General features: G+C 69.9%; 13 protein-coding genes. 10 read left to right on the forward strand and 3 right to left on the reverse strand.

The features are described from left to right. Positions 1-4: 4 nt before the first annotated feature. Positions 5-1,336, forward strand: coding sequence for a dihydrolipoamide acetyltransferase family protein (locus tag J4H91_RS08570; protein ID WP_208045850.1), 1,332 nt, complete (start codon positions 5-7; stop codon positions 1,334-1,336). Between the two features lie 13 nt (positions 1,337-1,349). Here the strand turns inward: J4H91_RS08570 and J4H91_RS08575 are convergent, their stop codons facing one another. Then, the gene (locus J4H91_RS08575; RefSeq protein WP_208045851.1) at positions 1,350-2,213 is read right to left on the reverse strand and encodes an IclR family transcriptional regulator; all 864 of its coding nucleotides are present in this window, start codon (positions 2,211-2,213) and stop codon (positions 1,350-1,352) included. A gap of 120 nt (positions 2,214-2,333) precedes the next feature. Between J4H91_RS08575 and J4H91_RS08580 the strand changes: the two genes are divergently transcribed. The 7 genes from J4H91_RS08580 to J4H91_RS08610 all read left to right on the forward strand — a co-directional run bounded on the left by J4H91_RS08580 (position 2,334) and on the right by J4H91_RS08610 (position 9,649). Continuing rightward, a complete protein-coding gene (locus tag J4H91_RS08580) occupies positions 2,334-2,999 on the forward strand; it encodes an ABC transporter permease (RefSeq protein WP_208045852.1) in 666 nt (221 codons plus the stop codon). Next, positions 2,992-4,056, forward strand: a complete 1,065-nt coding sequence (locus J4H91_RS08585) for an ATP-binding cassette domain-containing protein (RefSeq protein ID WP_208045853.1) — start codon at positions 2,992-2,994, stop codon at positions 4,054-4,056. The genes J4H91_RS08580 and J4H91_RS08585 overlap by 8 nt, the downstream gene beginning before the upstream one ends. Further along, positions 4,053-4,850 (forward strand): ABC transporter permease, encoded by a 798-nt coding sequence (locus tag J4H91_RS08590; protein WP_243752817.1) that lies wholly within the window; start codon positions 4,053-4,055, stop codon positions 4,848-4,850. The genes J4H91_RS08585 and J4H91_RS08590 overlap by 4 nt, the downstream gene beginning before the upstream one ends. 36 nt (positions 4,851-4,886) lie before the next feature. Further along, a complete protein-coding gene (locus J4H91_RS08595) occupies positions 4,887-5,828 on the forward strand; it encodes a glycine betaine ABC transporter substrate-binding protein (protein WP_208045854.1) in 942 nt (313 codons plus the stop codon). 61 nt (positions 5,829-5,889) lie between these two features. Then, on the forward strand, positions 5,890-6,666 hold the full coding sequence (locus tag J4H91_RS08600) for an SDR family oxidoreductase (RefSeq protein WP_208045855.1): 777 nt from the start codon (positions 5,890-5,892) through the stop codon (positions 6,664-6,666). 73 nt (positions 6,667-6,739) lie between these two features. Next, the gene (locus J4H91_RS08605; protein WP_208045856.1) at positions 6,740-8,200 is read left to right on the forward strand and encodes an FAD-binding oxidoreductase; all 1,461 of its coding nucleotides are present in this window, start codon (positions 6,740-6,742) and stop codon (positions 8,198-8,200) included. Positions 8,201-8,266: 66 nt separating this feature from the next. Continuing rightward, positions 8,267-9,649, forward strand: a complete 1,383-nt coding sequence (locus J4H91_RS08610) for an FGGY family carbohydrate kinase (protein WP_208045857.1) — start codon at positions 8,267-8,269, stop codon at positions 9,647-9,649. A gap of 68 nt (positions 9,650-9,717) precedes the next feature. Here the strand turns inward: J4H91_RS08610 and J4H91_RS15550 are convergent, their stop codons facing one another. Then, entirely contained in the window at positions 9,718-10,539 is an 822-nt protein-coding gene (locus tag J4H91_RS15550) for a polysaccharide deacetylase family protein (RefSeq protein ID WP_208045858.1), read from the reverse strand. A gap of 302 nt (positions 10,540-10,841) precedes the next feature. Between J4H91_RS15550 and J4H91_RS08620 the strand changes: the two genes are divergently transcribed. Together J4H91_RS08620 and J4H91_RS08625 are read left to right on the forward strand one after the other, a co-directional pair. Then, a complete protein-coding gene (locus tag J4H91_RS08620; RefSeq protein WP_208045859.1) occupies positions 10,842-11,192 on the forward strand; it encodes a YciI family protein in 351 nt (116 codons plus the stop codon). Positions 11,193-11,339: 147 nt separating this feature from the next. After that, positions 11,340-11,960: a GNAT family N-acetyltransferase gene (locus J4H91_RS08625; protein WP_208045860.1), complete on the forward strand. Its 621-nt coding sequence runs from the start codon at positions 11,340-11,342 to the stop codon at positions 11,958-11,960. A gap of 77 nt (positions 11,961-12,037) precedes the next feature. Here the strand turns inward: J4H91_RS08625 and J4H91_RS08630 are convergent, their stop codons facing one another. After that, positions 12,038-13,300 (reverse strand): alpha-hydroxy acid oxidase, encoded by a 1,263-nt coding sequence (locus J4H91_RS08630; RefSeq protein WP_208045861.1) that lies wholly within the window; start codon positions 13,298-13,300, stop codon positions 12,038-12,040. Between the last annotated feature and the right edge of the window lie 120 nt (positions 13,301-13,420).

Here is a 13,420-nt window from a genome sequence, read left to right on the forward strand (position 1 = left end):
AGCCATGAGCGAAATGACCTTCCCCCTTCCCGACGTGGGCGAGGGCCTCACCGAGGCCGAGATCGTCTCGTGGCGGGTGGCGCCCGGCGACGCCGTCGCGCTCAACCAGGTGATCTGCGAGATCGAGACGGCGAAGTCGCTCGTCGAGCTGCCGTCGCCCTTCGCGGGCACCGTCACCGAACTGCTCGCGGAGATCGGCGACACGGTGCCCGTCGGTCAGCCGATCCTGCGGGTGCGCACCGGGAGCGATGCGGGGGAGGGATCCCCGGCGCCCGCGGCCGCCCCTGCGGCCGAGGACGAGGAGACCAGGGATCTCGTCGCCGATGCGGCAGCCAGTGTGCAGCAGGAGGAGACCGGCGGTGCGGTGCTCGTCGGCTATGGAACCGCGGGTGCCGTGCAGAGCCGCCGGCGTCGCGGCGGTGAGCCGCTGCTCGCCGGTGCGCAGGCCCCGATCCCTGTCGCCGACGCCAACCCGATCATCGCGAAGCCCCCGATCCGCAAGCTCGCGAAGGATCTGGGCGTCGACCTGGCCCGCGTCACGGGCACCGGCATCGCGGGCGAGATCCTGCGCGACGACGTCGTGCGAGGCGCGTCGCAGGCGAGCCTGTTCCGCAACCTCTCGACGCCCGCGCCCGAGGCGACGGAGGCGCGCGAGGAGCGCATCCCGCTCAAGGGCGTGCGCAAGATGACGGCGCAGGCGATGGTCGCGAGCTCCAACGAGGCTCCGCACGTCAGCGTCTTCACCGACGTCGACGCGACCCGCACCATGGAGTTCGTGCGCCGCCTGAAGGCCTCGACCGACTTCGCGGGCGTCAAGGTGTCGCCGCTGCTCATCTTCGCGAAGGCGATGCTGTGGGCGATCCGTCGCAACCCCGCGATCAACTCGACCTTCACCGAGACCGAGATCATCCGCCACCACTTCGTGAACCTCGGCATCGCGGCGGCCACCCCGCGCGGCCTCATCGTGCCCAACATCAAGGACGCGCAGGATCTCAGCCTGCTCGACCTCGCACGGGCGATCGAGCAGCTCACGATCACGGCCCGCGACGGGCGCACGCAGCCCGCCGATATGTCGAAGGGCACGATCACGATCACCAACATCGGGGTCTTCGGCATGGACTTCGGCACACCGATCCTGAACCCGGGCGAGGTCGCCATCATGGCGATGGGCACCATCCGCGAGAAGCCGTGGGTGGTCGACGGCGAGGTGCGGCCGCGCATGGTCACGACGGTGGGCGGCTCGTTCGACCACCGCGTGGTCGACGGCGACGTGATCTCGCGCTTCGTGGCCGACGTGGCGTCGGTGCTCGAGGAGCCGGCGCTGCTGCTCGACTGAGATGCTCGCTCGATCAGCGGGAGGGCGCCCCGAGCTGGCTCGACAGCTCCCGCGCCGCCTTCGCGGTGTATGAGCCGAGCACGTCGAGGCGGTCGCCGATGCGTGCCTTCGGGGCGCTCACGTTGACGGCTGCGACGATGCGACCCGTGAAGTCGATCACGGGGGAGGAGGCGGCGACCACGCCGCTCTCGAGTTCCTGGTCGGAGGTGGCGTAGCCGCGCTCGCGCACCGACTTCAGCTCGAGCAGCAGACTGTCGAAGTCGGTGACGGGAGCGGTGCCCGGTTCGGGCTCCGGGAGCACCGGGAAGCCGAACGGCCCGGTCTCGGGGCTCAGCGGACCGATGAGCGCGCGGTCCTGTCCGTGCGCCTCGTACCAGCGCGTGAGCGAGGTCTCGTCCCAGTCGCTCAGCAGCACGCGACCCGACGGCGTGCGCCAGGCCGCCGTCGTGCTGCCGGCCCAGCCGGTCGTGCGGACCTCGAGCGGACTGAGCTCGCTGACGAGGGTGAGCACGTTGCCGCCCTGCAGCACGCAGAGGTGGCTGGTCTCGCGAGTGACCTGGGTCAGCCTGCGCAGGTGCGCGCGGGACGCCTGCACGAGGGCCGCCTGCGCCGTGTGCGCCGCGAGCGCGTAGAGGCGCGGGCCGAGGAAGTAGCGGAGCGAGTCGTCGTCGCGGTCGACGAGACCGGCGTCGGCGAGCGTCGCAAGCGCCCGCGAGACGGCGGCCTTGTCGCGGCCTACGATCTGGGCCACCTGAGAGACGCCGAGGCCGCCGCCGCGCAGCGACTCGGGGGAGGCGAGCGCGTCGAGCAGATCGAGATCACGCCCGAGTCCTGACGAATTGCGACGTGGCCCGGTCGGCGGTGCGGATGCGCTCATAACAACACGATAACGTCCCGTTTCCATATTCACAACTGACTATGTCTATTTGGCTACTCACAGTAGCTTGGGTGCTGTCTCACGACGCAACGACTCAACGAAGAGAGAGGAGGCCGATCCTTGACCGGATTCGATCTGGACGGGCTGACGACCTTCCTGTCGCGACGCTCCGACGACATCGTCGACCTCGTGGTCGATCACCTCGTCGTGGTGCTCATCTCCCTGGCGCTCGCCGCGGTGATCGGCATCGGCCTCGGCATCGCGGTGCGCAACCGGCGCTTCGCGCGCTCGGCCGTCATCACAGCATCGGCCGTCGCGATCACCATCCCATCCCTCGCGCTCCTCGCGCTGCTCAGCCCCGTGCTGGGCCTCGGCTGGACCCCCACGGTCGTGGCGCTCGTCTTCTACTCGCTGCTCCCGATCGTGCGCAACACCGTCGTCGGGCTCCGCGAGGTGCCCGTATCGGTGCTCGAGGCCGCGCGGGGCGTCGGCATGGGTTCCGCCCGCGTACTGCTCACGGTGCAGCTTCCCATCGCCTGGCCCGTGATCCTCGCGGGCGTCCGCGTCGCCGCCCAGCTCACGGTCGGCATCGCCGCTATCGCGGCCTACGTCGCGGGCCCCGGCCTCGGCGAGTACATCTTCAAGGGCCTCTCCTCGCTGGGCTCCAAGAACGCCCTCAACTACGCACTGGTCGGCACCGTCGCCGTCATCCTCCTCGCGCTCCTGCTCGACGGAATCTTCGTGCTCATCTCCCGCTTCACGACTTCAAGGGGTCTCCGTGCCTGACATCTCGACGAACACCGGCATCCTCTCCGCGCTCGCCTCCCGGCAGGGCGGCGCGTCCATCGAGCTCGACCGCATCACGAAGCTCTACCCGGGCCAGACCGCCCCGGCGGTCGAGGACTTCTCGATGCGCATCGAGCCTGGCGAACTCGTCATGTTCGTCGGTCCGAGCGGCTGCGGCAAGACGACCACGATGAAGATGATCAACCGCATCATCGAGCCCACCTCCGGCTCGATCCGCATCGACGGCAACGATGTGCTCTCCCTCGACGCCAACGAGCTGCGCCGCCACATCGGCTACGTCATCCAGCAGATCGGCCTGTTCCCGCACTTCACCATCGCCGAGAACATCGGCACCGTGCCCCGACTGCTCGGCTGGTCGAAGCAGCGCATCAAGGAGCGCGTGGAAGAACTGCTCGAGACCGTGCAGCTCGATCCCGGCGTCTTCGCGAACCGCTACCCGAGGCAGCTCTCCGGCGGTCAGCAGCAGCGCGTCGGCGTTGCCAGGGCGCTCGCCGCGGACCCGCCCGTCATGCTCATGGACGAGCCTTTCGGCGCCACCGACCCGATCACCCGCGAGCGCCTGCAGGCCGAATTCCTCCGGCTGCAGGCCGAGATCGGCAAGACGATCATCTTCGTCACGCACGACTTCGAGGAGGCGATCCGCATGGGCGACCGCATCGCGGTGCTCAGCGAGCGCAGCCGCATCGAGCAGTTCGACACCCCGGCCAACATCCTCAAGAACCCGGCCAACGACTACGTCTCCTCCTTCATCGGCGAGGGCGCGGCGCTCAAGCGCCTCGCGCTCATCCCGTCGGGAGACGCCCCGCTGGGCCCCGTCGATGCCTCGGCGCCCGCCTCGACCGTGGCCTCGACCGACTCGCTCCGAGAAGCGCTCGATCACCTCGTGTTCACCGGCGCGCCGCGCATCAACGTGACCGAGGGTGACCGGGCCGTCGGATCCCTCGACTACGCGGCCATCTCCTCCGTGCTCGGTGCCGAGGCGCCCCGCAGCGCGGCGCGGACCGCGGGAACCGCGGCAGCGGAAGGCCGGCCATGACGACGCAGCAGATCACGCCGTCGCCGACGATGGCGATCCCGAACCCCGCGCCGCCCCGCCGTCCGGGGCGCGCCGGGGGCATCGTGAAGCGCTGCCTCCCGCTGATCGTGGTCGCGGGCGTGCTGCTGCTCACGCTCCTGTGGGTCTCCGTGCTCGACCTCGACTCGATCGAGTCGCGCACACTCAACGCCGACTACATCTCCCGGCGCATCGGGGAGCACCTCGTGCTCTCCATCTGCGCCTCCGTGCTCGTCGCGGTGCTCGCCATCCCGGCAGGGATCGCCGTGAGCCGGTCGAAGTCGCGCGTGTTCAACGGCATCATCGTGGGCATCGCGAACATCGGCCAGGCGACGCCGGCCATCGGCGTCGTGATCCTGCTCGCCATCCTCTGGAAGACCGGTTTCGCGACCGCGCTCGTGGCGCTCGTCGTCTATTCCTTCCTGCCCGTGCTGCGCAACACGATCACTGGTCTGCAGCAGGTGGATGCGAGCGTGAAGGAGTCCGCGCGGGGCATGGGCATGACCCCCGGACAGGTGCTGCGCCGCATCGAGCTGTCCCTCGCCTCGCCCGTGATCGTCGCGGGCCTGCGCACCGCCCTCGTCTTCGCGGTCGGCGTGGCCACCGTCGCCACCTTCATCAACGCGGGCGGCCTCGGCGACATGATCGTCAACGGTCTCAAGCTGCAGCGCTACCCGGTGCTCGTCGTGGGAGCCGTGCTCGTCGCCTCGATCGCTGTGCTCATCGACTGGGCCGCGGGGCTCGTCGAAGACATCCTCAAGCCGCGCGGCGCATAGCCGCAGGCACCCCCGAACACACGAAAGGCACTCACCATGCAGAAACGAAAGATGGCGCTCGCCGCCTTCGCCGCGCTCGCGGCTGGATCCCTCGCCCTGACCGGTTGCTCCGGCGGCGGAGGAGGAAGCGCGGACGGCGGCGACGAGCTGAGCGGTCTCACCGGCGAGATCGGCGCGAAGGACTTCTCGGAGCAGTACATCCTCGCCCACCTGACGACCGAACTGCTGAACGCGCACGGCGCCGACCTCAAGGCCAACACGAAGCTCGTCGGCTCGGCGAACACCCGCCAGGCGCTCGAGAACGACCAGTTCGTCGGCTACTGGGAGTACACCGGCACCGGTTGGATCACCTACCTCGGCAACACCGAGCCCGTGCAGGGCGAGGAAGCGCAGTTCGACGCGGTCAAGGAGGCCGACGCCGAGGCCAACGGCATCGCCTGGCTCGACCCGGCAGGCTTCAACAACACCTACGCCTTCGCGATCCGCGAGAGCGAGGCCGACAAGCTCGGCGTCAAGACCCTGAGCGACGTCGCCGCACTGCCCGAGGCCGACCAGACCTTCTGCATCGAGAGCGAGTTCTCGACGCGCGACGACGGTTGGCCCGGCCTCAAGGCCGCCTACGGCTTCCAGGCGCCCGAGTCGAACGTGACCATGCTCGACACCGGCGTCATCTACACGGCCGCCGAGAAGGGCGATGACTGCAACTTCGGCGAGGTCTTCCAGACCGACGGACGCATTCCCGCCCTGAACCTCGTGGTGATGGAGGACGACAAGCAGTTCTTCCCGAGCTACCAGGGCGCGTTCACCCTCAAGCAGGAGACCCTCGACGAGTACCCCGAGATCGCCGACATCATCGGGGTCGTGAGCGAGAAGCTCACCACCGAGGTGATGCAGGAGCTCAACGCGAAGGTCGACGTCGACGGCGAGGATCCGCAGGACGTGGCCCTCGACTGGCTCGAAGAAGAAGGCCTGATCTGACGATCGTCCGTCCCGGGGGCGGCGAGCCCGCCGCCCCCGTCGTCACTCCTAAGGAACGACAGTGAACATCACCGATTTCTCCCTCGACTGCTTCTCGCTCGCCGGGAAGCGGGCCATCGTGACGGGGGGGAACACCGGCCTGGGCCAGGCCTTCACACTCGCACTGGCGAAGGCGGGTGCCGACGTCTACGTGCCCGGGCTCTTCGACGACGGCGGCGAGACCGCACGGCTCGTGCGCGCGGAGGGCCGCGAGTACGCCGAACTCGAGATCGACATCACCGCGCCCGGGGCGCCGGCCCGAGCCGTCGAGCACTGCGTCGACACGCTCGGCGGGCTCGACATCCTCGTCAACTCGGCGGGCATCAGCCGCATCGCCGACGTCGAGCACTTCGGCCGCGAGCAGTGGGATCCCATGGTCGCCGTGAACCTGACCGCCGCGTTCGAGATGGGCCACGAGGCCGCGAAGCGCATGATCCCTCGGGGGTCGGGCAAGATCATCAACATCGCCTCGCTGTTCGCCTTCCTCGGCGGCCTCGGCTCACCCGCCTACGCGGCCACGAAGCACGGCATCGTGGGCTTCACCAAGGCCTATGCCGACGAGCTCGGAGAGCACGGCATCCAGGTCAACGCGATCGCCCCCGGCTACTTCGCGACCCCCATCACCACCGACACGCGCAGCGACCCCGAGCGCAATCGCCGCGTCATCGAGCACACCCCGGCCGGGCGCTGGGGCGACGTCGCCGACCTCATGGGCGCGACCGTCTTCCTCGCGAGCCGCGCCTCCGATTTCGTCAACGGGCACGTGCTCACCGTCGACGGCGGTTACCGCGTGCGCTGAGCAGCGCGGATCCCTCGCCCTCCTCACACCAGACCATACCCACGACCGCACAGAACAGGACCCCCTCACTCTCATGGTTACATCGCGTTCGAGCCTCGACCGAGCCGAGATCGTCTCCCGACTGCAGGCGCTGCTCGGAGCCGAGCAGATCGTCACCGACGAGCAGGAACTGCGCGAGGCGAGCGTTGACCGCTTCAAGAAGTACACGGCCGTGCACGGCATCTTCGACGGGCCGATCCCGGCCGCCATCGTGAACGCTCGTTCGACCGAGGACGTCGCGGCCGTGCTCGCCTTCGCCGACGAGCACCTCATCAACGTCGTGCCCCGTACCGGACGCACCGCGACCGAGGGCGGCCTCGAGACGGTCGTGGAGGACACCATCGTGCTCGACGGCTCCGCCATGAACCGCATCGTCGAGATCGACCCGGTCGACATGATGGCGACCGTGCAGTGCGGCGTGCCGCTGCAGGTGCTCGAGGACGAGCTGCGGGCGCAGGGCCTCACAACCGGCCACTCGCCGCAGTCGAAGCCGATCGCGCAGATGGGCGGGCTCGTCGCCACGCGCTCCATCGGTCAGTTCTCGACCCTCTACGGCGGCATCGAGGACATGGTCGTGGGACTCGAGGCCGTATTCCCCGGCGGGCATACGAGCCGCGTCAAGAACGTGCCGCGGCGGGCGGCGGGCCCGGACATCCGACACATCGTCATCGGCAACGAGGGTGCGCTCTGCTTCATCACCGAGGTGACGGTCAAGATCTTCAAGTACCAGCCCGAGAACCTGCGCTTCCTGGGGTACCTCGTCGATTCGCTTCCCGCCGGAGTCGACGGCCTGCGACGCATCATCGTCGAGGGCTACCGCCCTTCGGTCGCACGTGCCTACTCCGAGGAGGACGCGGCGCAGCACTTCTCGCATTTCGCCGGCGGACGCGCCGTGGTGGTCGTCGTCGCCGAGGGACCGAAGGGTGTGGCCGACGCCACGGCCGCGGGGGTCGAGGAGATCTTCGCAGGCATTCCCCACGAGAAGGTCGACCCGGCGCTCATCGAGCAGTGGTTCGAGAACCTCAACTGGGGGCAGGACAAGATCGACGCCGAGAAGCGGGAGATGCTCGAGAAGGCCCACCTCGGCTACACGACCGAGGTGTCGATCGACTGGTCGGGAGTGAAGGAGCTGTTCGAATCGGTCATGCGCCGCGTGCGCACCGAGTTCCCGCGCGCAGCGGACATCACGATGCTCGGAGCGCATTCCTCGCACAGCTACCAGACCGGTACGAACCTCTACTTCGTCTACGACTACGACATCGACTGCGAGCCCCGCGCCGAGATCGCCGAGTACCACGAGCCCATCAACGCCATCGTGGTGGAGGAGGCGCTGCGCCTCGGCGGCTCCATGGTGCACCATCACGGCATCGGCAAGTACCGTACGCCGTGGACCCTGGAGGAGCACGGCACCGCATACCCGCTGCTCGAGACGCTGAAGCGCGGCTTCGACCCCAACGGGATCATGAACAGGGGCACCGTCTTCCCGCTCGCGTGAGGCGCGGCCCCATCGGGTCGTTCGCAGACCCCCGTCCCCCGCACACCGCCCCGGAAGGGATCGCCGATGACCGACTACGTGATCGCAGTGGACAACGGCTCGCAGAGCACCAAGGTGTCGATCGTCGACGCCCACGGCACGGTGCACGCGAGCGCGCGCGCCGCGTTGCGGCCGTACGGCTCTCCGGCCCCCGGGCGCTGGGAGCACCCGGACGACGACCTGTGGACATCGGTCGTCGCCGCCCTGCGCGGCGCGCTCGATCGCTTCGGGGGCGACCCCTCCGAGATCCGCGCGCTGGGGCTCTGCACGATCCGCTTCTGCCGTGCGGTGCTGCGCGCCGACGGGACGCTCGCGCAGCCGATCATGAGCTGGATGGACGAGCGCGTCTCGAAGCCCTTCGTCGCCGAGAGCGACGACGCGAGATACGTCACGACCTCCTCCGGCTACATCGCCCACCGCCTCACCGGGCGGCGGCGCGATGCGGCCGGCAGCACCCAGGGTCTCTGGCCGGTCGACGCCGACACCTGGGACTGGAGCAGGGATCCCTCGGCGTATGCCCGAACCGGAATGCTCCCGGAGATGCTCTTCGAGCTCGTGCCGCCCGGAGGGACCCTGGGCGAGGTCACGCAGGAGGCGGCGGAGCTCACCGGCCTGCCGGTCGGCTTGCCCGTCGTCGCGACCTCGAACGACAAGGCCGTGGAGGCGCTCGGGGCCGGATTGCGCGAGGACGGAGAAGCGCTGCTCTCTCTCGGCACCTACGTCGCGGCGATGACGGTGGGCTCCGGTGCGGAGGCCTCGGAGGGCGCCTACTGGACCAACTTCGGCGCCGAGCCCGGCCGCTATCTCTACGAGAGCGACGGGGTGCGCCGCGGCATGTGGACCGTCAGCTGGTACCGCGACCTCGTCTCGGGGGGAGGCGCGATCTCCGAGCACGAACTCGGCCTGGGGGCTGAGGAGGTGCCCATCGGCTCGGGCGGGCTCGTCGTGGGTCTCGACTGGCTGGCACCGAGTGAGGCGCCCGAACGCCGCGGTGCGATCGTCGGCTTCGACGGCACGCAGGGCACCTTCCACGTCTACCGCGCCATCCTCGAGGCCCTCGCCATCGCGTCATCGGAGGGGGCCGAACGCACCTTCGCCGCGCTCGGGCGCGAGCTCGAAGAGCTCGTGGTGACCGGCGGGGGAGCGGTGTCCGAGCTCATGCTGCGGATCCTGGCGGCCGTCTACGATGCGCCCGTCAGGCGCCCCGCGGCGACCGACGCGGCAGGCACGGGCGCCGCCATCTGCGCGGCCGTCGCTGCCGGTATCCACCCCGACTTCGACTCCGCGGTGACGGCGATGGTGCGCACCGACCTCCGCGTCTACCCCGACCCCGAGTGGGTCGCCGCCTACAGCGGCCTGCGCGAGCGCTACCGCAGCTTGCTGCCCCGCATCCACGCGATCTACGCGTGAGTCGAACCCCGGATGTCCTGGGTTTCGACTCCCTCGTGCCTCGGTCGCTCAACCGACGCACGGAGCAGCTACGCGGTGCGGAACACGTCGTTCAGCGTGACCGTGGCGAGGCCCCGGCTCGCGAGCAGCTCGGTGAGCTGCGGGAAGAGGCCGGTCACGGTCGGAGCATTCGCGTGCCCGAGCACGATGTGCGCGGGCAGCAGCCACTTGCCCGCCTCCTGCAGCATCACCTCGGGAGGGATCAGCCCGGAGTCGCCCAACGATCCGTACCACATGACCGGCTGCGTGTAACCGACCGCTGCCGCTGCCGCATCGGTGCGGGCGTCGCGGTTGCCGTAGGGCGGCCGGTACCAGGGGCGTGCGTCGACGCCGAAGAGCTGCTGGATGAAGTCGTGGTTGCGCATGAGGTCGTCCTGGATCTGCGCGTCGCCGATGCTCGTGAGCGAGGGGTGCGAGAAGGTGTGGTTCGCGATCTGCACCTGCCCGGTGGCGATCATGGGAGCGAGCACGGGCGCTGCCGGTGTCCAGGCGTCGGCGTACATGCCGTTGATGAAGAAGGTGAGCCTGGTGCCGGTCTGCTGCGCGAAGTTCGCATAGGCCATCACCACCTCTGGGCTCGCCCCGTCGTCGACCGTCCAGGCGAGCTGATTGCCGACCTCGTCGGGGAGGCCCCAGATCGGTCCGCCCGGCAGGTCGTAGGCGGGCACGTACTGCGGCGGGGGCGGTGGTTCGGGAGTGGGCACGGGCGTCGGCTCCGCCACGGGCGGCTGCGTCGTCGGGGCGGGCGAGGCCTTCGGCTTCGGCAGCCGATCGGCCTCGGAGGGCGGCGCCGCGCAGGCGCTCAGGGCGGAGGCGGCGAAGAGCGCGCCAAGGAACATCCGTCGGTCCACGAGTTCACAGTATCCGTCGGACGCCTCGCGCGCGAGCGTTTTCCGGGCCGGCGCCCCCGCTCCGTTTCCGGACCACCCCGCTCCGTCATTCGGATATGCACGCTCGTTCGGATGGATCCGGCCGTTCTCGTCCGAACGAGCGTCCTCGTCCGAACGCGGCGGCGGCCGCGGCGGGAGGGAGGGCGGTGGCCGAGGCTGGAGGGAAGGCGGCGGCCGAGGGGAGGCGAGGGATCGACCGCGCGCGGAGAACGTGTCACGATGGAATGAGCCGGAGCGATCGGCTCCGGGAGGAGGAGGTCGTCATGCGGTACATGCTTCTGGCGCACGGCCTGGAGTCGGCGCTCATCGAGCGGGGCCCCGTGTGGGTCGAGGAGGTCGTCTCCTTTCTCGCGCGCTTCGAAGACGAGCTCGCCGGCAACTCGGAGCTGGAGTGGACCGAGGCGCTCGACGGCGATGAGCACGCCGTGGTGGTGGGCCCCGGCGGCGAGACGCGCGAGGGGTGGTACAACCGGGAAGGGGAGCCGCTGCGCAGGCTGTGGGTGGTGCGGGTGCCCGATAGGGATCGCGCTCGCGAGCTCGCGGGGCTGCTCGCCGGTGAGCTCGACACATGGGTCGAGGTGCGCGAGTGCCTGCCGACTGCGCAGCGCCCGTGAGGGGGAGGCACTGAGCCCCGCGCCGGGGCACGCTCGTGACTGCTCGGAAGGGGACTCGCCCATCCGTTCCACGTGGAACATCGCGCATCGGCGCGCGCGCCGCGATCCCTCTTCCCTTCGCAGGGCGACGCCGGGAGAATTGAGCGCATGACCCTCGCGCACCCCGGCACGCTCTCAGGCAGACTCGTGACACTCGAACCGCTCGCGCACGACCACCACGACGGCCTCGTCGACGCGGTGAACGACGGCGAGATGTGGCGGCTCTGGTACACGGGCGTGCCGACGCCCGACGGCATGCGCGCCGAGATCGACCGCCGCCTCGGCCTCCAGGACGAGGGATCGATGCTGCCGTTCACGGCCCGTCGCACCGACACGGGGCGTGTCATCGGCATGACGACGTACATGAACATCGACGCGGCCACGCCGCGGGTGGAGATCGGCTCGACGTGGAACGCGGCGAGCTCTCACGGCACGGGCACCAACCCCGAATCGAAGCTCCTGCTGCTGCGGCACGCCTTCGAGGTGTGGGACTGCCCGGCCGTGGAGTTCCGAACCGACTTCCACAACCACCAGTCGCGCGAGGCGATCGCGAGACTGGGCGCGAAGCAGGACGGCGTGCTGCGCGCCCAGATGCGCCGCGGCGGCTACGTGCGCGACACCGTGGTCTTCTCGATCACGCAGTTCGAGTGGCCGGGCGTGCGCATCGCGCTCGAGCACCGCGTCGCCCGCCACCTCGACACCCCGGAGGGGGCGCCGAGGCTCGGGTGACGGATAGACACCGACGGTTTCGACTCGCTGGCGCTCGCTCAACCAGCGGGGTGCCGCTCAGCCGGCGGAGAACGGCCTCAGCGCTCGAGCGCGGTCTCGCCCGCCGCGTCGCGCACCGGCACGAGCTTCGTGAGCTGAGTGACGTGCCGCGGCTCGAGCTCCTCGAGCGACGAGACGCCGAGCAGGGTCATGGTGCGCTCGATCTCGGAGCGCAGGATCGCGATCGCCCGGTCGACGCCCGCGCGCCCGCCGGCCATGAGGCCGTAGAGGTAGGCGCGACCGATCAGCGTGAACTTCGCGCCGAGTGCGACGGAGGCGACGATGTCGGCGCCGTTCATGATGCCGGTGTCGATCATCACGGTCGCGTCCTTGCCGACCTCGCGCACCACGTCGGGGAGCAGGCGGAACGGGATCGGGGCGCGATCGAGCTGGCGGCCGCCGTGGTTGGAGAGGATGATGCCGTCGACGCCGAGGTCGATGAGCTTCACGGCGTCGGGCACGTTCTGCACGCCCTTCACGACGAGCTTGCCCGGCCACATCTCGCGGATGATCGCGAGGTCGTCGTAGCTGATGGTCGGGTCCATCGCGGCGTTGAGCAGGTCGCCGACCGTGCCGCCCGTCGACGACAGCGAGGCGAACTCGAGCTTCGGCGTGGTGAGGAAGTCGATCCACCACCACGGGCGGGGGATCGCGTTGATCACCGTGCCGAGGCTGAGCTGCGGCGGGATCGAGAAGCCGTTGCGCTTGTCGCGCAGCCGGGCACCCGCGATGGGGGTGTCGACCGTGAACATGAGGGTGTCGAAGCCCGCGGCCGCGGCGCGCTCGACGAGACCGTAGGAGATCTCGCGCTGGCGCATGACGTAGAGCTGGAACCAGTTGCGCCCGGCGGGGTTCGCGGTCTTCACGTCCTCGATGGAGGTGGTACCCAGCGTGGACAGGGTGAACGGAATGCCCGCGGCACCCGCGGCGCCCGCGCCGGCGATCTCGCCCTCCGTCTGCATGAGGCGCGTGAAACCGGTGGGGGCGATGCCGAAGGGCATCGAGCTGCGCCCGCCCAGGATCTCGGTGGAGGTGTCGACGTGCTCGGCGGGCTTCAGGATGTCGGGGTGGAACTCGATGTCCTCGAACGCGCGGCGGGCGCGGTCGAGCGAGAGCTCGCCCTCGGCGGCGCCGTCGGTGTAGTCGAAGGCGGCCTTCGGGGTGCGGCGCTTGGCGATGCGCTGCAGGTCGGCGATCGTGAGCGCGGCGTCGAGGCGGCGCCGTCGCGCGTTGAGGTCGGGCTTCTTGAACTGCATGAGCTCGAAGAGCTCGGCCGGCTTGGGGAGTTGGCGCTTGATCATGGTTTCGAACCTCGCAGGAGTCGGGGAGAGGGATCGCGGGGCCGCTGAGTGCGGCCCTCGTGCCGCGCGGGGGGGGCCGCCCCCCCCCCCCCCCACCCCCCGGCCCAGGGGCACCGGCGG

The organism is Leucobacter ruminantium, from assembly GCF_017565705.1.
In the GTDB taxonomy this organism is placed as follows: domain Bacteria; phylum Actinomycetota; class Actinomycetes; order Actinomycetales; family Microbacteriaceae; genus Leucobacter; species Leucobacter ruminantium.